At 61.6% G+C, this 18,895-nt stretch carries 19 protein-coding genes; 7 read left to right on the top strand and 12 right to left on the bottom strand.

Going from position 1 to position 18,895, the window contains the following annotated elements; genetic code table 11:
* Positions 1-121: 121 nt before the first annotated feature.
* The 9 genes from BS300_RS11050 to thpR form a co-directional block, all read right to left on the bottom strand.
* A complete protein-coding gene (locus BS300_RS11050; protein WP_041210222.1) occupies positions 122-472 on the bottom strand; it encodes a putative quinol monooxygenase in 351 nt (116 codons plus the stop codon).
* A 24-nt stretch (positions 473-496) separates the two neighbouring features.
* Complete coding sequence (gene panC, locus BS300_RS11045) at positions 497-1,354, bottom strand: pantoate--beta-alanine ligase (RefSeq protein ID WP_043849920.1); 858 nt, start codon at positions 1,352-1,354, stop codon at positions 497-499.
* A gap of 104 nt (positions 1,355-1,458) precedes the next feature.
* Entirely contained in the window at positions 1,459-2,253 is a 795-nt protein-coding gene (panB, locus tag BS300_RS11040; RefSeq protein ID WP_042030455.1) for a 3-methyl-2-oxobutanoate hydroxymethyltransferase, read from the bottom strand.
* Positions 2,250-2,759 (bottom strand): 2-amino-4-hydroxy-6-hydroxymethyldihydropteridine diphosphokinase, encoded by a 510-nt coding sequence (gene folK, locus BS300_RS11035; RefSeq protein WP_071912939.1) that lies wholly within the window; start codon positions 2,757-2,759, stop codon positions 2,250-2,252. Before folK ends, panB begins: the two co-directional genes overlap by 4 nt.
* 11 nt (positions 2,760-2,770) lie before the next feature.
* Positions 2,771-4,261: a polynucleotide adenylyltransferase PcnB gene (gene pcnB, locus BS300_RS11030; protein ID WP_043849917.1), complete on the bottom strand. Its 1,491-nt coding sequence runs from the start codon at positions 4,259-4,261 to the stop codon at positions 2,771-2,773.
* Positions 4,262-4,782: 521 nt separating this feature from the next.
* A complete protein-coding gene (gene gluQRS / locus BS300_RS11025) occupies positions 4,783-5,691 on the bottom strand; it encodes a tRNA glutamyl-Q(34) synthetase GluQRS (protein WP_071912937.1) in 909 nt (302 codons plus the stop codon).
* A 124-nt stretch (positions 5,692-5,815) separates the two neighbouring features.
* A complete protein-coding gene (dksA, locus tag BS300_RS11020; RefSeq protein WP_005335644.1) occupies positions 5,816-6,265 on the bottom strand; it encodes an RNA polymerase-binding protein DksA in 450 nt (149 codons plus the stop codon).
* Positions 6,266-6,384: 119 nt separating this feature from the next.
* Positions 6,385-7,128 carry a DNA/RNA nuclease SfsA gene (gene sfsA, locus BS300_RS11015; RefSeq protein WP_071912723.1) on the bottom strand — a complete coding sequence of 248 codons (744 nt, stop codon included), beginning with the start codon at positions 7,126-7,128 and terminating at the stop codon, positions 6,385-6,387.
* A complete protein-coding gene (thpR, locus tag BS300_RS11010; protein WP_071912935.1) occupies positions 7,125-7,697 on the bottom strand; it encodes an RNA 2',3'-cyclic phosphodiesterase in 573 nt (190 codons plus the stop codon). Before thpR ends, sfsA begins: the two co-directional genes overlap by 4 nt.
* 179 nt (positions 7,698-7,876) lie before the next feature.
* On the opposite strand from thpR, the gene hrpB reads away from it, so the two are divergent.
* The 3 genes from hrpB to BS300_RS10995 all read left to right on the top strand — a co-directional run bounded on the left by hrpB (position 7,877) and on the right by BS300_RS10995 (position 13,177).
* A complete protein-coding gene (hrpB, locus tag BS300_RS11005; protein ID WP_071912722.1) occupies positions 7,877-10,324 on the top strand; it encodes an ATP-dependent helicase HrpB in 2,448 nt (815 codons plus the stop codon).
* A gap of 73 nt (positions 10,325-10,397) precedes the next feature.
* Positions 10,398-12,716: a penicillin-binding protein 1B gene (gene mrcB, locus BS300_RS11000; protein WP_041210229.1), complete on the top strand. Its 2,319-nt coding sequence runs from the start codon at positions 10,398-10,400 to the stop codon at positions 12,714-12,716.
* 59 nt (positions 12,717-12,775) lie between these two features.
* Positions 12,776-13,177 (top strand): VOC family protein, encoded by a 402-nt coding sequence (locus tag BS300_RS10995; RefSeq protein ID WP_071912720.1) that lies wholly within the window; start codon positions 12,776-12,778, stop codon positions 13,175-13,177.
* A 69-nt stretch (positions 13,178-13,246) separates the two neighbouring features.
* Here the strand turns inward: BS300_RS10995 and BS300_RS10990 are convergent, their stop codons facing one another.
* Entirely contained in the window at positions 13,247-13,567 is a 321-nt protein-coding gene (locus BS300_RS10990; RefSeq protein WP_033113059.1) for an SMR family transporter, read from the bottom strand.
* Positions 13,555-13,959, bottom strand: coding sequence for an SMR family transporter (locus tag BS300_RS10985; RefSeq protein ID WP_083593472.1), 405 nt, complete (start codon positions 13,957-13,959; stop codon positions 13,555-13,557). The genes BS300_RS10990 and BS300_RS10985 overlap by 13 nt, the downstream gene beginning before the upstream one ends.
* Positions 13,960-14,118: 159 nt before the next feature.
* Between BS300_RS10985 and BS300_RS10980 the strand changes: the two genes are divergently transcribed.
* The 3 genes from BS300_RS10980 (at position 14,119) to ppa (ending at position 17,418) form a co-directional block, all read left to right on the top strand.
* Positions 14,119-15,000, top strand: a complete 882-nt coding sequence (locus tag BS300_RS10980) for a LysR family transcriptional regulator (RefSeq protein WP_071912717.1) — start codon at positions 14,119-14,121, stop codon at positions 14,998-15,000.
* A 108-nt stretch (positions 15,001-15,108) separates the two neighbouring features.
* On the top strand, positions 15,109-16,689 hold the full coding sequence (locus tag BS300_RS10975) for a DUF3369 domain-containing protein (RefSeq protein WP_071912715.1): 1,581 nt from the start codon (positions 15,109-15,111) through the stop codon (positions 16,687-16,689).
* A 198-nt stretch (positions 16,690-16,887) separates the two neighbouring features.
* A complete protein-coding gene (ppa, locus tag BS300_RS10970) occupies positions 16,888-17,418 on the top strand; it encodes an inorganic diphosphatase (RefSeq protein WP_005335667.1) in 531 nt (176 codons plus the stop codon).
* Positions 17,419-17,445: 27 nt separating this feature from the next.
* Here ppa and BS300_RS10965 read toward each other — a convergent pair whose 3' ends face one another.
* Complete coding sequence (locus BS300_RS10965; RefSeq protein ID WP_071912713.1) at positions 17,446-17,796, bottom strand: hypothetical protein; 351 nt, start codon at positions 17,794-17,796, stop codon at positions 17,446-17,448.
* A gap of 138 nt (positions 17,797-17,934) precedes the next feature.
* Between BS300_RS10965 and BS300_RS10960 the strand changes: the two genes are divergently transcribed.
* Positions 17,935-18,813 carry a hypothetical protein gene (locus BS300_RS10960; protein WP_041210235.1) on the top strand — a complete coding sequence of 293 codons (879 nt, stop codon included), beginning with the start codon at positions 17,935-17,937 and terminating at the stop codon, positions 18,811-18,813.
* Positions 18,814-18,895: the final 82 nt, after the last annotated feature.

The raw sequence follows: 18,895 nt of genomic DNA, 5'->3' as shown, positions 1-18,895 counted from the left end.
AGTGGATTGAAACAAAGGGGGAGGCGGGCAGGGCCGCAGAACAAAACGCCGGGATGCAGGAGAGTGCAGGCGTGAAAAAGCAGCGGACGCCCGGGAAGGCGTCCGCTGACAATCGGGGGAATTACTTCTTTACGGGGGCGTCGTACTGTTCGGGTTCGTCGCTATAGACGCAGACGTTCCACTTGGCAGCCAGGCCATCGTCGGCCAGACAGTAACGCTCGAAGAAAGCCTTGATCTCGGCGCGCTGGCAGTGCGCCTCGAAAGAGGCCATATCTTGCCAAATCTCGTTGAACACGATGGGAAAGCTCTCCCCCTCGGCAAACGGGCTGGCGATGTGGCGGGTTACCCGATATTGCAGGCAGCCATCCTCACGCAGGGTGTTGGGCTCCAGAGCCTGCAACACCTGAAACAGGGCCTGCTCCTGACCGGCTTTCGGCAGGAATTGGGCGATGCAATAAACCTTCTTGGACATGAGATCCTCCTGTGGGCGACTCGCTCAGGCTTGCTGTAGCGTGACCACCCGGTTGTCGATAAGACGGGCCTTGCCGAGATACGCAGCCATCAGGATCACCAGCTGCTCGCTCTCGTCGGTAGCCGCTTCGAGGTTGGCGGCATCGACGATGTCGATGGCATCGGTGCGAAAACCGGCGTTGTCGAGGCGCTGGCTGGCCTGCGCCACCAGGGAGGGCAGGTGGTGATCACCCGCTTCGATCTGCTCGGCGATCCAGTTCATGGTGCGCGCCAGCTCGGGGGCGATGGCCCGCTCGGCAGCAGTCAGGTAGCCGTTGCGCGAAGAGAGCGCCAGCCCGTCTTCGGCCCGCACGGTGGGCACGCCGACGATCTCGATGGGCATCGCCATGTCGGCCACCATCTTGCGAATGAGCGCCAGCTGCTGGTAATCCTTCTGGCCAAAGCAGGCCACATCCGGCTGTACCAGATTGAACAGCTTGGTGACGACGGTGCTGACCCCGCGGAAGTGACCCGGACGCAGCGCCCCCTCCAGCAGATTGGAGAGACCCGGCACCTCGACGAAGGTCTGGCTGGCCAGCCCCTGCGGATACATGATTTCCGGGGTCGGGGTGAACACCATATCGACCCCGGCCGCTTCCAGCGCTGCGCAATCCTGCTCCAGAGTGCGCGGGTAGTTGGCAAGATCCTCGGCCTTGTCGAACTGCATCGGGTTGACGAAGATGCTGACCACCACCTTCTCGGCGTGGCTGTGCGCCTCTTTCACCAGCGTCAGGTGGCCCTGATGCAGATTGCCCATGGTGGGCACGAATGCGATGGCACGCCCTTCACGGCGCCATTGAGAGATCTGCTCACGCAGAGCGGCAGGATTGTTAACAACCAACATCGGCAGTTCACCTTCAGATGAATCAAAAAGATACGGGTTACATCAGCCTGACAGGATGACGAAACGGGGGCACTGGCCCCCGCTCGCATCGATAGGGCATCACATCAGTTGAAGCAGTGTTCCGGGCCGGGGAAACTCCCCTCGCTCACCTGCTGCACATAGAGGCGCACGGCGGCACGCACGTCACCGGTCTCGGCCAGGAAGTTCTTGGTGAACTTGGGCACATAGCCGGAGGTGACGCCAAAGGCGTCGTGCATCACCAGAATTTGACCGTCGGTCGCGGGACCGGCACCGATGCCGATCACCGGGATGCGCAGCGCCTTGCTGATCCGCTCGGCCAGCGCACTGGGCACGCACTCGAGCACCAGCAGCTGGATACCGGCCGCCTGCAGCTCGAGGGCCTGACGGTAGATCTCCTGGGCCTGAAACTCGTCGCGACCCTGCACCTTGAAGCCGCCAAAGACGTGGACGGATTGCGGGGTGAGGCCGAGGTGACCGCATACCGGCACCCCGTTGCGGGTGAGGTGGCGGATGGAGTCGCAGAGCCAGTCGCCCCCTTCCATCTTGACCATGCGAGCACCGGCTGCCATCAGGCGGGCGGCGTTCTGGTAAGTCTGCTCGGGGGTGGCGTAACTCATGAAGGGCATGTCGGCGATGATCAGCGCATTGCTGGCACCGCGAGCCACACAGCGGGTGTGATAGACCATCTCATCCATGTTGACCGCCAGGGTATCCTGACCCCCTTGCAGCACCATGCCCAGCGAATCGCCGATGAGCAGCACGTGGGCCCCCTCATCGTCGAACAACTTGGCAAAAGTGGCATCATAGGCGGTGATGGCGGTGAACTTTTGACCATCCTGCTTCATCTTCAGCAGGCTGGCGGTGGTGATCTTGCTCATAAAGGCTCCTGTACGTCTGCACTCGGCGCAATGATGGCGAGATCATTGCCCGGGCAGCGGGCAACCAGTTGTGCGAGCGGGGTGCCGCAGGGCAGCACCAGAGCGGGCGCGATTTCGGCCAGGGGCAGCAGCACGAACTCCCGCTCCTTCATGCCGTAATGGGGAACGATCAGGCGCTCGTGGTTGATCACCTGATCGCCAAAGAGCAGCAGATCGAGATCCAGGGTTCTGGGCCCCCACCGCTCCTCTTTGCGCACACGTCCCTGTTCCAGCTCGATTTTTTGTAGTTGATCCAGCAGCGCCAGCGGCGTCAGCCGGGTGTTGAGCCGGGCCACGGCATTGACGTAGTCCGGCTGATCAGCAGGCCCCATGGGGCGGCTGCTGTAAAACGACGAGGCCTGCACCAGCACAGATTCCGGCAAGGTCGCCAGCGCGGCGACCGCGCGGCGCGCCTGACCGAGCGGGTCGGCCAGATTGGAGCCAATGGCGATGAAGACCTCGGTCATCACGTCTGTGGTCACTCGGCCGCTTTCGGCTTGCGACGGCGCGGACGGCGGCGATTGCGGCTGTTGCTGCTGCGCTTCTCGCCATCGTGGCTACGGGACTCACCGCGCTCACCGCTGGCCGGGCGACGGGTCGCTTCCCGCTGCAGTTGCGGGCGCACATCCGGATTGGAAGCAACATAGCGCTCCCACCAGCTGGCCAGCTCGCCGAGACCGCGCTCGACCCGGTTGCGCAGCAACAGGAAGTCGAACGCCGCGCGGAACTTGGGGTGCTCCATGGCGCGCTCGGGGTGCTTGCCCTGACGACGGGTCAACCGCTGTTGCAGGGCCCAGATGTCACGGACATCGGTGGTGAAACGGCGGGGAACGGCGATGATCCGCACCTGATTGTCGAGCACCTCGTTGATCGCCAGCATGAAGGCGTCATACCAGGGCAGGCCGCTCTCGTTCTCCAGCACCCGACCACGGGCCTCGACGCAGCCCCACAGCAGGGTGGCGTAGAGGAAGGCGGGGGTGACGCGTTTATCTTCACGAACGCGAGTATCGGTATCGATCAGCGCCTGCTCGATAAACTGCTCGTAAGGCGAGTTGCCGTGCGGGGTAAACAGTGCAGCCACTTGCGGGAAGAGCTGCTGGAACAGGCCGTACTCGCGCAGCAGCTTGTAGGTAGTCAGGGCATCGCCAGCCAGGAACAGCTTGAGGGTCTCCTCAAACAGGCGGGCAGCCGGAATATCCTGCAGCAGCGGCGCCAGCTCCCTGATGGGGGCAGCGGTGCGCGGGCTGATGGTCATGTCGAGCTTGGCGGCGAAACGCACGGCGCGCAGCATCCGCACCGGATCTTCGCGGTAGCGGGTTTCGGGATCGCCAATCAGCTCCAGCTTGCGCTCGGCCAAATCCTCCAGCCCGCCCTCGAAATCGTGCAGGGTGAAATCCTTGGCGCTGTAGTAGAGGGCGTTGACGGTAAAGTCGCGGCGCTCGGCATCCTCTTCGATGGTGCCGTAGACGTTGTCGCGCAGCAGCATGCCTTCATCGGACTGGGCCGACACATGTTTGCTGGTATTGACCTGATGGTGGTGACCGCGGAAGGTGGCCACTTCGATCACGTCACGACCAAACACAATGTGGGCCAGGCGGAAGCGGCGGCCAATCAGGCGGCAGTTGCTGAACAGCGCCTTGATCTGCTCCGGCGTCGCATCGGTGGCGATGTCGAAATCCTTGGGCGTCTTCCCGAGCAGCAGATCCCGGACTCCGCCGCCGACCAGGTAGGCTTCGTAGCCGCCCTTGTTCAGGCGATAGAGCACCTTGAGTGCATTCTCGCTGATCTCTTTGCGCGAAATCGGGTGCTGGTCACGACTCAGGGTTCGACGTTGTCCGGCAACACGGGCCGGAATGGGGGACTCCGCCGACTGCTCGCCCTCATCCTTGCCGAGCACTTTGCGGCAAAAGTTTGCGATCTGGGAAAAAATGGTACACCTCGTTATGACTTCAAATTGACGGGAGGCCAAAAAAATAGCGGCCTATCATAGCTCACGCCTAACCAAATGAAAAACCGTGACGGCAATTGATCCCGTTTGAATCGGCGTTGCCGGAAAAAATAGCGGTCTGTTCCCATAGCTCACGCCTGACCAAATGAAAAACCGTGACGGCAATTGATCCCGTTTGAATCGGCGTTGCCGGAAAAAATAGCGGTCTATTCCGATAGCTCACACCTGACCAAATGAAAAACCGTGACGGCAATTGATCCCGTTTGAATCGGCGTTGCCGGAAAAATAGCGGTCATTCACTGCCATCAAACCGGCCATTGCCCTTTTAGCACCTGTCGGCACGACAACAAGGCGGCTATGGCGCCAACCCCGTCACTATAAATTTAATTTATGGCTTTTCGGGAAATGACCCAATTCCAGCTTATACCGAACCGGATCCGCGGCGCAGGGTCCGTTGTTCTCTCTTGCCTGCTCTCGAAGGCCTGCGCCCGATCCGCTCAAGCCGACTCGCGCAGCGCTTCATCTTGCTTTGGCAGCCAGATTTAGCCGGCAAGCAACAGGATCTTCTCGCTGGCGGGCACCCGGGCCAGCTGCCAGTGGGCGATGCCCCAGCCGATGATCTCGTCGATCCGGCTTGCCATCAGCTCGGGCGGCGGGCACTGACCGAGAAAGTGCAGTGCCTGCCACAGGGCCGGGCGCACCTCATCCAGCGCCAGCGCCGGCGCATGGTTCTGCTTGGAGAGCTTGTTGCCGTCGGCCTGCACCGCCAGCGGCAGATGCACCCAGTCCGGCACCGCTGCCCCCAGGGTCTGGTAGAGGGCAATCTGGCGCACCGTCGGCTCCAGCAGGTCGGCACCGCGCACTATCTCGGTGATGCCGCTGTCCATATCATCCACCACCACCGCCAGGTTGTAGGCGTAGAGCCCGTCGCGGCGGCGGATGATGAAATCCTCATCGGCGAGCGCCGCCGGTACCGCGATATGGCCCTGCAAGCGGTCATCGAAGTGGTAGACCGGATGGTGCTGGCGCAAGCGGGCGGCAGAGCCCTCTGCCGTCAGCTCCAGGGTGCGGCAGTGGCCGTTGTAAAAACCACCGCTTGCCATGATTTCGCGCCGGGTACAGCGGCACCAGTAGAGATCGCCGGCCCGGTAGAGCTGGTCGATGATCTCGTCATAGCGGCCGTGGCGCGCGCTCTGGAACATCACCTCGCCATCCCACTCAAGACCATATGCCTCAAGGGTCTTGAGAATAAGGTCGGCCGCCCCCGCCATCTCCCGCGGCGGATCGATATCCTCGATGCGCACCAGCCAGCGCCCCTGCTGCGCTCTCGCCTGCAAAAAGCTGCCGAGGGCCGCAATCAGCGAACCGAAGTGGAGCGGGCCGGAAGGGGACGGCGCAAAGCGGCCCACATAGGGGCGAATTTGGGGGGAGGAAGGGGTATTCACAGCCATGACGGTTCGGATAAGCAGTTCAGTGAGGCGCATTTTGGGACGACCCGCTCAAAAGCTCAATAAAAAATGCGCAATAAAAAAGGGAGCCCGCAAGCTCCCTTTTTCATATTGCAGCGGGTCGGTATCAACCGGCCATCTGCTTTTCCTTGATCTCGGCCAGCGTCTTGCAGTCGACACAGAGGTCGGCAGTCGGACGGGCTTCCAGACGGCGGATACCGATTTCGATACCGCAGTGCTCGCAGTAACCGAAGTCGTCGTCTTCCAGCAGCTGCAAGGTCTTCTCGATCTTCTTGATCAGCTTGCGTTCACGATCGCGGGTACGCAGTTCGAGAGCGAACTCCTCTTCCTGCGCGGCACGATCCACGGGATCCGGGAAGTTGGCAGCCTCGTCCTTCATGTGATCAACGGTGCGGTCAACTTCCTGCATCAGTTGGTTGCGCCAGGCACCCAGGATCTTGCGAAAATGCGCCTTCTGTTGGTCATTCATGTACTCCTCACCCGGCTTTTCCTGGTAAGGCGCGACACCCGCAATGGCCAGGGGGCCCAGAGATTTCCTGTTTTCGCCTGTTGGCATGCCCTGTCTCCTAATTCAGCACGCTACCCGTGCCATCCATAAATTGAGGGCGACATCTATAGCAGAAGGGTAACGGGTAAGCAAACGAGCCGTACCAATAATGTTACCCACTCCAATATTTATGAACTCCCCTCGGGTAACAGGTGGCTGGATTCAAACGGGATAAATCCTTGTGCCACCATGCCTTGCACCCCAACATGGGGCCGATAGCATAAAATTTCAACCCCCGCCGCAATTGCCTGTTCAATTAGCAGACTATAGTGCGGATCTATGTGCGCTGCAGGGCGCATCCGGCTTATTCCGGAGTGCAACACCATAAATAGCAGCACGGCTCTGTGACCTGCCGCTTTCATGGCCATCAATTCACGTAAATGCTTGGCGCCACGGGCAGTTACCGCATCGGGGAAGTAGCCCATGCCGGCATCTTCCCGCTCGTCGAGCAGGGTGACCGATTTTACCTCGATGTAACAGTTGCCCCTCTTCTCATCTTCCAGCAAGAGGTCGATGCGACTGTTCTCTTCGCCATATTTCACCTCGGTGCGCAATCTGGCATAGCCGCACAGCGGTGCGATGGCACCCTGCTCGATAAGCTCCCGGGCGATCTGGTTGGCGCGCGCGGTGTTGACGCAGATAAAGTGGCCGGCCGGGCTCTCGGCGATCTCCCAGCTATGGGGCAGCTTGCGCTTGGGGTTGTCGGAGGTCGAATACCAGACCCGGGTGCCCGGATCGGCGCAGCCGGTCATGGCGCCGGTGTTGGCGCAGTGGATGGTGATCACCTCGCCATTGGCCAGTTCGACATCGGTCAGAAAGCGCTTGTAGCGGGCAACAAGCTGCCCGGATTGCAGCGGGGGCTCGAATATCACGGGTTCGCCCTCCGCGCCTGTTCGTTGTCCCACTCATCCCGAGTTCCCTCATCCCTGGCTCTGGCCCGCAGCGGCCAGCAGGCGAGCGGCTGGTAGCGCACCCCGTCCGGGGTCGAGATCGACTCATAGAGACAAAATTGATCGGCCTTAAGCAGAAAATCGGGAGCCGGCAGGGTGGCTGGCGCCTCGCCCGCCTTGCGCGACAGGGTGACGTGAGGGCGATAACCCTGCTCGCCATTGCCAAGTCCCAGCTTCTCGCCGTGACGCCGCAGCGCCTTCGCCAGCACGGTCAGCTCGTTGGGCCACTCCTTCGGGCCAACCCAGCCAGCCTTGGCGCGGCTGAACCAGCCGGTCTCGTCCAGCCTGATGGTGAGAGGCGGACAGTGCTGGCGCTCAACGGCGGCAATCAGGCGGCGGGTGGTCACCTCGTCCGCTTCACCGAGGAAGGCAAGGGTGAGGTGAAGATTGGCTTGCGGCACCGGCTGACCGGGCCAGGGGCGTTGATCACGCCAGCTGATGAGTTCGGGAGCGAGCTCCCCGACGGGCAGGGCAAAGAAGAGTTTGGCCATTCGGGTGAAAATGCCTTTTTCCAGACAGAGAGGGTGGCCCATTCTATGGCAGCCATCTCCTCCTGTCTCGCCATCCGGGCCGAGGGCCATCTGCTCCCCTACATCTGCTCACGGTGGCCGGGCTGGCTGTGGCAGAATAGGCGCCGTTTTACCGGTTGCAACAGAAGGTGTTGATCGTTTTGTCCCCACTCCCCATCGTTTCGGTGCTGCCCGAACTCTTTGCCGCCCTCGACCGCCACAGCAGCGTGATCCTGCAGGCGCCCCCCGGCGCGGGCAAATCGACCCTGCTGCCGCTGGAGCTGGTACGCCAGAACCGGCTGCCCGGCCGCATCATCATGCTGGAACCAAGACGGCTGGCGGCGCGCAATATCGCCAGCTTTCTGGCGCGCCAGCTCGGGGAGAAGGTGGGCGAGCACATCGGCCTGCGGGTGCGCGGCGAGAGCCGCACCAGCTCCGCGACCCGGCTCGAGATCGTCACCGAAGGGGTGCTGACCCGGATGCTGCAGCAGGATCCCGAGCTCGGTGACGTCTCGCTGGTCATCTTCGACGAGTTCCACGAACGCAGCCTGCACGCCGATACCGCGCTGGCCTTCGCCATCGAGAGCCAGCAGGGATTGCGCGATGACCTCAAGCTGCTGGTGATGTCCGCCACTCTGGATGGCATGGCGCTGGAAAAGCTGCTGCCGGATGCGCCGGTGATCCGCTCGGAAGGGCGCGGCTTTCCCATCGGCTACCACTATCGCCCCGCCAATCGCCAGCAGTGGCTGGAGCCGCAAGTCGGCGCCGTGGTGCTCGAAGCGCTGGCCGGGCAAGCTGGCAGCCTGCTGGTCTTTCTGCCGGGACAGGGAGAGATCGAGCGGCTGGCGCAGTGGCTGGAAGGACGGTTGCCGGATGACGTGACCCTCGCCCCCCTCTACGGCCGCCTCGACATGGCCGCCCAGCAAGCGGCCATCGAGCCGGCACCTGCGGGCCGCCGTAAGCTGGTGCTCACCACCAATGTGGCGGAGACCTCCCTCACCATCGAAGGAGTCTCTGTCGTGATCGACAGCGGGCTGGAGCGCCGTGCCTCGTTCGATCTGAAAAGCGGCGTCACCCGACTGGAGACCCGCCCCATCGCCAAAGCCTCCGCCACCCAGCGGGCGGGCCGTGCCGGTCGTCTTGGCCCCGGCGTCTGCTACCGGCTCTGGAGCAACGAAGTGCAGGAGCGGCTCGCCGAGCAGAGTCCGCCCGACATCCTCACTCAGGAGCTGACCGGTCTGCTGCTGGATGCCGCCCAGTGGGGGGCAAAGGTGGAAGATCTGCCGCTGCTCGACATGCCGCCGGCCGCGGCCGTCGCCAGCGCCCAGCGGCTGCTGGTCGCCCTCGGCGCCATGAAGCCGGAGGGTGAGCAACAACTTACCCCGGCTGGCCGCGCCATGGCGGCCTTCGGTACCCATCCCCGGCTCGCCCGCATGCTGCTGCGCGCCCGCGAGCTGGAAGCTGAAGGTCTGACAGGGATTGTCGCCGATGCCGCATATCTGGTGGCGTTGTTGGAAGAAGATCTGCGAGGATCGGAGCGCCTCTCGGTGCTGTTCCACCGCCGTCAGGGAGCCCTGCGCCAGAGTGCGGCCCGCTGGTTTGAACGGCTTGGCGTGCGCCCGGCCAATCCACAGGGTCAGTGGCTCGGGTTGCTCTGTGCCCTTGCCTGGCCGGATCGCATCGGCAAGCTGCGCAGCGGCAGCCGTTACCAGCTCAGTGGCGGCGTAAGCTGCGATCTGATCGAGGGTCACCCCTGTCAGGGCCAGAGTGCGCTGATTGCGGTGGAGATGGGCCAGAACGAGCGCGGCAGCCGCATCTTTATCGCCGAACCGATAGAGCTGGATGAGCTGGCACGCCTGTTGCCGGAGCTGGTAAGCGAACGGCAGTGGTTCGACTGGGACGAGCGCGAGGAGCGGGTGCGAGCCGAACGCCAACAGGTGCTCGGCGAGCTGGTGCTGAGCCAGCGACCGCTGACAGATCTTTCGGATGAGCAGAAGGGGCGCTGCCTGCTGCAGGGCATCCGCCGCAAGGGGCTGCATGTGCTGCCGTGGGATGAGAGCAGCGAAGGGCTGCTGGCCCGTCTGCGCTGCGCCCGCGACTGGTTGCCCGATGAGGAGTGGCCAGCCATGGATGACGACAGCCTGCTGGCCACCCTCGAACAGTGGCTGCTGCCTGCGGTGAGCGGCATGACCCGGCTGGAGCAGTTGAAAAAGCTCGATATGAGCGACATCCTGCGCCAATCTCTGCCCTGGCCACTGCCCAAACGGCTGGACGAGGCACTGCCCGGCCACTTCACGGCACCGACCGGCAGCCGGGTACGGATCCGTTATCAGCCGGGGCAGGCACCGGTGATCCCGGTGCGAATTCAGGAGATGTTCGGTCAGGCGGCAACCCCCTGCGTAGCCGATGGCCGGGTGGCACTGGTGGTGGAGCTGCTCTCCCCCGCCCAGCGACCGCTGCAGATCACCGCCGATCTGGCCGCTTTCTGGGCTGGCTCCTACGAGCAGGTGAAAAAAGAGATGAAGGGGCGCTACCCCCGCCACTACTGGCCGGACAATCCGCTGGAGGCGATGCCGACCAGGGTCACCAAGAAGAAGATGGGTATCTAGGTTCGATTGGCCAGGCCCGATCGGACGTTCGCGAATGCGACATAACAAGTAGAAAGGAAAGCAAAGAGGATTTATGGCAACCCAACGACGCAAGCGCGCCCCCAAGAAAGCGCCACCCAAGCGTACCATCTGGCGCAAGCTGTTCTGGCTTGGCTTCAAGCTCTCGCTGGTGGTAGCGGCCTTCATGGTGGTGTTTGGCATCTACCTCGATACCCAGGTGCGCGAGCGATTTGACGGCGAGAAGTGGCAGCTGCCGGTGATGGTCTACAGCCGTCCGCTGGAGCTCTATCCGGGTCAGCGCCTGTCGCGCGACCAGATGCTGCGCGAGCTCAACATGCTGAGCTACAAGCAGGTGCGCCAGCCCCATACCCCGGGTGAATACACCATCATCGGCAACCGCATCGAGCTTATTCGCCGACCATTTGCCTTCTACGATGGCACCGATGGTGCCCGCGGCCTGCGCCTCACCTTCAACGGCCCGCGCCTCGAGGGGATCCAGTCGCTGGAGAACCAGCGCCAGCTCGGTTACGCCCAGATGGACCCGGTGCTGCTCGACCGCCTCAACACCGAAGATCGGGAAGATCGCCTGCTGGTGCGCCTCGCCGAGGTGCCGGACAGCCTGCTGGTGACCCTGCTCACCACCGAGGATCGCGACTTCTATCAGCATGGCGGCGTCTCCCCCATCGCCATCATGCGCGCCATGTTTGCCAACCTGATCGCCGGCCGCACCGTGCAGGGCGGGAGTACCCTCACCCAGCAGCTGGCCAAGAACTTCTTCCTGACCCGTGAGCGCAGCCTGTGGCGAAAACTGCAGGAAGCCTACATGGCGGTGCTGATCGACTATCGCTACAGCAAGGACGAGATCCTGGAGTCCTACCTCAACGAGGTCTATCTGGGGCAGAACTTCTCGCAAGGGGTCTATGGCTTCGGCCTCGCCTCCTACTTCTACTTCGGCATTCCGGTCAACGAGCTGGATATTGATCAGGTCGCCCTGCTGGTCGGTCTGGTAAAAGGCCCCTCCTATTACGATCCCTGGCGCTTCCCCGATCGGGCCAAGGTGCGCCGCGATCTGGTACTGAAACTGCTGATGGATCACGGCAGCCTGACCCAGGCCGAATATGATCTGGCCAGCAAGCAGCCGCTCGGCATCATCGCCCGCGGCCAGATGAGCTACGGCCGAACCCCGGCCTTCATGGGGCTGCTCAAGCGCGAGATCCAGAGCCGCTTCGGCCCGGATCTGCTCAAGCAGTCCGGCCTCAAGATCTTCACCAGCCTCGACCCCATCGCCCAGCATGCCGCTGAACAGGCGGTCGCTTCTGGCCTCGCCGACATCGAAAAACTGCGCGGCAAGAAGAAGCTGGAAGCCGCCATGGTGGTCTCTGACTGGCACAAGGGCGAAGTGGTGGCACTGGTCGGTGGTCGCGATCCTCGCTACGCCGGTTTCAACCGGGCGCTTGATGCCCGCCGCCAGATCGGTTCGCTGGTGAAACCTGCGGTCTACCTGACCGGCCTCTCCAACGGCCTGACCCTGGCGACCCCGCTCAAAGATCAGCCGATCCGCATTCGCGGTCAGGATGGTCAGGTCTGGACGCCGCAAAACTACGATCGCAAGTTCCGCCAGAGCGTGCCGCTGATGGATGCGCTGGCCAGCTCCCTCAACGTGCCGACCGTCAATCTTGGTCTGCAGGTGGGGCTGGAGAAGGTGGTCGACACCCTGCACAAACTGGGGGTGCAGCAGGAGATCCAGCCCTATCCGTCGCTGGTGCTGGGGGCCGTTGCGCTCTCGCCGATGGAGGTGAACCAGATGTACCTGCCCATCGCCAATCAGGGGCTGACCCAGCCGCTGTCAGCGATCCGCGCCGTGGTCAAAGGGGATGGCAGCCTGCTCTATCAGCATGATCAGACCGCCAAACGGGTGACCGACAGTCAGGCGAGCTGGCTCACCCTGTTCGCCATGACCAAGACAGTGAGCCAGGGGACGGCGCGCTCGCTGGGAGCCAAGTTCCCGGGCGCCACCATGGCGGCCAAGACCGGCACCACCAACGAGCTGCGCGACTCCTGGTTTACCGGGCTCGACAACAACGAGCTGGTCAGTATCTGGGTCGGCCGCGATGACAACACCCCGGCAGGCCTGACCGGCGCCAGCGGCGCCCTGCAGCTGTTCACCGGCTACATGAGCCAGCGCGGCGTCAACAGCCTGAGCCTGCAGATCCCGGAAGGGGTTACCTGGGCCAACTTCTCTCGTACCAGTGGCACCCGGGTCACCAGCGACTGCCCGGGCAGCCTGCAGGTGCCGGCCAAGGTATCGACCATGGGCTCACCGACCAGCTGCAGCAGCCCGGGTACGCCACGCAGCGCGCTGGACGACTGGTTCGGCGGATTCTTCAACTGACCGAGGGAGACGGGTAGCCCGGGCTGCCCGTCTCGCCAACCCGCTTACAAGGAGTCACCATGAACCAGCCGCTGTTTGAGGCCATCCACCACGTTGCCATCATCGCCAGCGATTACGCTCGCTCGCGCCACTTCTATCACGAGGTGCTGGGGCTCCCCATCATTTCGGAGACCCTGCGCGAGGCGCGCCAGTCGTGGAAACTGGATCTGGCCCTGCCGGATGGCAGTCAGCTGGAGCTGTTCAGCTTCCCCATTACGCCCAAGCGCCCCTCTACGCCAGAGGCATGCGGCCTGCGTCATTTGGCCTTTCGGGTCGGCGACCTTGACCGCGTCATCACCCATCTGCATGCCCACCAAGTCGCAGTGGAACCGGTGCGGGTGGATGAGCTGACCGGCAAGCGCTTCACCTTTTTCGCTGACCCCGACGGCCTGCCGCTGGAGCTCTACGAAGCGCCGCGCTGAGTCCGCATCGGCCAAACAAAAAGCCGCCCGGCGAACCGGGCGGCTTTTTTATTTATTGCTGGCGTTTTATCAGGCGGTGGTCAGCATGGCGACAGCCAGTGCCATCACCATCATGCCGGCCCAGCCGATGGGCTTGAGGCGCTCGCGGAAGATGAGCAAGCCACCCAGCGCAGTACCGAGAATACCGATGGCACCCCAGGTCGCGTAGGCCACGGCCAGGTCGATCTTGCCACCGCTAACCGCCTCGGAGAGCAGGGTAAAGGCCATCAGCACCAGCAGGATGCCGAGGAAACCCCACCTCTTGTAGCGAAAGCCGACCGAGCGGTTGATCGCCATGTTGGCGCCGATATCCAGCAGCGCTGCGCCAAAAACGATGATTAACGGGTGCATACAACCTCCTCGCCATTGCGGGTGTCACCGTGAGCACTTGTCGGCTCATCGTGGCACTCCCCCATGGTCACCATAACAATACCCACTATCGCCAGCCCCAGACCAATCAACTCCTGAGCACTCAGGTTGTAGTCGAGGAACATCACGGAGACGACGGTGATCAGCGCAATCCCCAGCCCCTCCCACAACGCAAAGGCAATACCAATGGAGATTGTTTTGGCGGCTTTGGCCAGTAGCAGATACGAGAGCGAAATCAGCACCCACATCGGCAAATAGTTGAGCCATCCGGCATCGTTCTCGGGGATCATCGCCATACTCGAGGTGCCTGCCACCTCGGTCACTATGGCGCCCGTCAAAAATATTCGAGCTAAAACCATGCGACTGAATAACATAAATTTTCCTTTTGTTGCTGCGACGGGAGAGATGGTAGCTCGGGTCTTCTCTCCGGCGGGAGTCGCTGAGCGTCGATAATATCGACGCTACTCGTTTGCCTTGTCAGTCGGGGGCAGGGTAAGGTGAAGATGGGATCACTGTGTCATATGCCGTAAACCATGAAGCTTTATCAGATAGAACTCTTTGTCGAGTCTGCCAATAGTGGCTCCATCGCCAGCACTGCCCGCCGCCTTGGCAAAAGCCGCAGCGCAGTCAGTACCGCCATAGCGGCTCTTGAAGTCGAGCTTGGCGTCGAACTTTTTGAACGCGGTGCCAACCAGAGTCGGCTGACCGAAATCGGCGAGCTGGTGCTGGATGACTGCACCCGCCTGCTGCAGGCCGCCAACAGCCTGCAACAGAAATGCGAGCACTACGCTTCGGGGGCCGAAGTGGCACTGCGGATCGCCCGCGATGACGCTATCCCCGAACAGGTATGGCGCGAGATGCTGGCTGGACTGCACAGCCAGTTTCCCGGTACCAGCATCTCGCTGGTGCTCGCCTCCCCGCCCGAGCTGCCCGCGCTGGTCGAGGAGGGATTTGTCGATGCCGCTTTCGGCCTCATTACCGAAGATCAGGAGCGCAGCGGCCTCCACATCGATCTGCTCAACCCGATCCGTACCTTGATGGTGGTTGCCCCCAACCACCAGCTGGCGGCCCTGAAGCGAGTGGTGCAGCAGGATCTCACCGATCACACTCAGGTCACACTCTCCTATGTGGATGAGTTTTCTGTAAAAAGCCTGCTGCCAGTGGGTGGCAAGCATATCGGTCTCTCCAGCTTCGAGTTGATGCGCAATGCGGTGCTGGACGGACTTGGCTGGGCGGTGCTCCCCTCGCCTCTCATACAGAGTCAGCTGAGGCAGGGGTCGCTACTGACACTGAAACACAAGTTCAGCCTGCAGTGGCGGGATTACGGGGTCTATCTGGCGCAGAACGCCTATCACGGCAAGGCGCTGGCCTGGTTGAAGCGCTCAATCCAGACATATCTGGAACCATTCGAATAGATGAAAGTCACGGAGCAAGTTCACGATCTGCATTTAAGCTGATGCGTCTACCGAGCATGATCGTGCATACTGTTTACATACTCATTGAACGCCGGAGGCGTAACCGATATGAGCAGTGCCCAAGACAAGGACGACATTTGGCTGGATGACGACATCATCGAACTCGATGACGAAGAAGTCGTAATCCCCAAGGCACTCAACCCCTGGCAGGTGCTGATCGTGGATGATGAGCCCGACATTCATCATGCCACCCGGCTTGCCCTCTCCAATATTCAGTACAAATCCCGCCCGCTCGAACTGCTCAATGCTTACAGCGGTGCTGAAGCCGCCACTATGCTGGAGGCCAATCCCAAAATAGCCCTGATCCTGCTCGATGTGGTGATGGAAACCGAAGACGCCGGCCTGCGGCTGGTGCACAGGATCCGCAACGAAATGCGCAACTCGCTGGTGCGCATCGTGTTGCGGACCGGCCAACCCGGCCAAGCACCGGAGCAGCGGGTGATCCTCGATTACGATATCAACGACTACAAGACCAAGACCGAGCTGACGGTACAGAAGCTCTACACCACCGTCATAGCCTCCCTGCGCTCGTATGAAACGCTGAGTGCCATCGACAAGAGCCGGCAAGGTCTTGGCAAGATCCTGGAAGGGGCCGGAGACCTTTACCATCTCCATTCGCTCAAGGAGTTTGCCTCCGGTGTGCTCAAACAGATCAGCGCGATTCTGGACGTCGGTACCGAGGGTGCCATCTGTGCCGAACGCCGCCCGGGCGAGCAGAAACTGGAGATCCTGGCGGCTACCGGTGACTATGAAACCCTGCTGAGTCAGGGGAGTCTTACCGACTTCCCGACCCTCAACGAGTCGGTGACCAAGGCGCTGGCAGCCCGTTGCAACCGCTTTGAACACCCGCAGGACTCGCTCTATATCGCCGCCCAGAATGGCCGGGAATTCGTACTGAGCTTTACCCCCACCCAGCCCCTCGACCCCCTCGAGTGCGACCTGCTGGATGTGTTCTGCCAACGTATCTCCGCCGCCTACGACAACCTCTATCTCTACAACCAGCTGCTGCGTGCCCAGGAGGCGACTGTTGTGGCGCTGGCTGCACTGGCAGAGTTCCGCGACTCGGACACCGGCGAACACGTCTTGCGGGTCCAGAAGCTATCCGATGCTCTGGTGGAAGAGCTGCAGCAGATGGCCGCCTACCCCGAGCAGCTCACCCCCGAGTTTATCGAGATGATCGGCATGGCCTCCATCTTGCACGATGTGGGCAAGGTGGGCACACCGGACCATATCCTGCACAAGCCGGGACGTTTCGATCCCGACGAGCGGGCCATCATGGAGCAGCATGCCGGCATTGGCGCCAACATACTGCACAAGGCGGGCGAAATGGTGGAAGGTACCAGCTACCTGTCGCTCGGAGCCGAGATAGCCCGTGGCCACCACGAGCATTTTGACGGCAAGGGTTACCCCGAACGGCTGGCTGGCCAGCAGATACCGCTCTCGGCGCGGATTGTGGCGGTGGTCGATGTGTTCGATGCCCTGCTCAGCAAACGCCCCTACAAGGAGCCCTGGACGCTGGAGCAAACCATGGAGTACATCCAGTCGCGCTCCGGCACCCAGTTTGACCCCCATGTCGTGGCTGCCCTCGCCCGACTGGTCAACGAATCGCGGCTTCCCTACTCGCTCTGAATCTCATGCCATACCGGTGACGCAACCCACCGGTATGGCATCAAAACAGCCAATTTGTTGCATTTTGCGCACACCTACTCTCCCCCTGCGATAAACATCCCCTCTCTTTGGCGGCGATATCTGCTGAAATATGGTCATTTAACATCACATCGCTATAATGTCGGCCTGCAAACCCGATATTAAAACCAAGGAAATATCATGAGCCTGAACCTGGTACCGGCCGGCAAGAGCCTGCCCGACGATATCTACGTCATCATCGAAATCCCGCAGAATGCCGACCCGATCAAATACGAAGTCGACAAGGATAGCGGCGCAATTTTCGTGGATCGCTTCATGTCCACCCCGATGTTCTATCCGTGCAACTACGGCTATGTGAACGCGACCCTCTCGCTGGATGGTGACCCCGTCGACGTACTGGTTCCGACCCCCTACCCGCTGCTGGCGGGCTCCGTCATCCGCTGCCGCCCGGTTGGCGTGCTGAAGATGACCGACGAATCTGGCGAAGATGCCAAGATCGTTGCCGTACCGCACTCCAAGCTGACCAAGCAGTACGACCACATTCAGGATGTGAACGATCTGCCGGAACTGCTGAAAGCACAGATCCAGCACTTCTTCGAGCGCTACAAAGAGCTGGAAGCAGGCAAATGGGTCAAGGTTGAAGGTTGGGGCGACAAGGCCGCTGCCGAAGCCGAGATCAAAACCTCTGCCGAGCGTTACGCTGCCAAGTAAGCGCAACCCGCAGATGAAAAAGGCGCCTTATGGCGCCTTTTTAGTGGGCTGTTGCGACAAATTTGGGGGCGTTTCGCCAGCAGGATCCCCCTGAATATATATTTCACGACCATCTTGCTGCTGGTAGGGACGGTAGTAATCGCTCCCGCAGCGATACCCTCCCTCCTTCTGACTCACCAGCTCGCAATTGACCGGCAGCACCTCCAGCCACTTGATGGCCTGCTGGAAGCGCAACCACTCCTGCCACTCATGTTCGCGCGCCAGCTTGTCGCGCAGAGCAAAGGCATCGATCCCGTCATCTCCCTTGCTGACGATGACAGGCCCCGCCACTGCAGGCAGGCTCACCGCCACCAGCCATCCCAAGAGCCACAGCTTCATAACCCCTCCTCGTGACTTTTTTCCACAATTAAATTTAAAGCCACATCAGTCTGTTATCCGGTTCACAAAACGAAACATCGCCAAACTGGCCCCGTCTCACCTAGTTGTTAATTATCATCCCCGGCAGGAAACACCGCCATGAAGCCAATCGCCGCGCTGTTGCTCGCTTTGACCCTCTCTACCACCGCTCATGCCAGCGAGATCCAGATGAGCTGGCAGTGGCAATCGCCGGGCGGCCAGCACCAGCACTTTCAGCTGACCACAGATGACCAGACCCTGGCAGCGAGCCAGCACGAGATGCAACTGCTCGATGCCTCCCTCACCAAGCCGCTGGAGACCCTGTACGCCTACATCGGACCCAGGCTCTACAACAGCATCAATCTCATCAATCAGTACAGCCCCGAGACCGCTACCAAGTTTCGCTCGCTGGAGCAGGCCTTCACCCTGCACGATGACAGCATGGAGTCGCAACTTTTCTGGCAGGCGTACCAGCAGTATCAGGATGATGCCTTCTACCAGATGATGGTGGTGCCCTGCGTGCATCCCTCCAATCGCAAGCTACCCTGCGTGCGGCCCGACTACTCGCGGCTCTTCTACCACTTCAAGGACTCCCTCAAGCCGCTGGCCCGCCAGTTTGCCGCCAAGGATCTCGCCACCAGCGTCAGCCTGCTGCAGGAGTGGCTGAACGCCATCCCGACCCAGCCCGAGCAGATGGATCACTTCGCCCCTCCGCTGCAGGCGCTGCAGGAGAACAAGGCCGACAGCGACGAGAAGGCGCTGCTGATGGCCAGCCTGCTGGCAGAGCTGGCGCCGCAATATGTGCTCAGCATCATTTATCCCGATATCAGCATCGGCAGTGTCTCGCCCGCCTGGCTCGCCATCACCGCCGACAGCGGCCTCAAGGGCGATACCCTGATGATCAACAACCAGCGTCAGGTATTGCTGACCGGATCTCCGCTGATGGTGCAGCAGATGGCGCTGGCCAGGATCCCCCTCGTCAGCCAGCCGCTCTACTGAACCCGAGAGCTCAGACCAGCAGCCAATTCATTGATTTTTATCGATGTCATGCCATCCTAGCCCACCTCGTCAAACCGACGGG

The organism is Aeromonas sp. SCS5, assembly GCF_001887375.1.
Taxonomy (GTDB): domain Bacteria; phylum Pseudomonadota; class Gammaproteobacteria; order Enterobacterales; family Aeromonadaceae; genus Aeromonas; species Aeromonas jandaei.
Note: the sequence above shows the minus strand (reverse complement) of the source record. Positions and strands in the feature narration are given on the sequence as shown.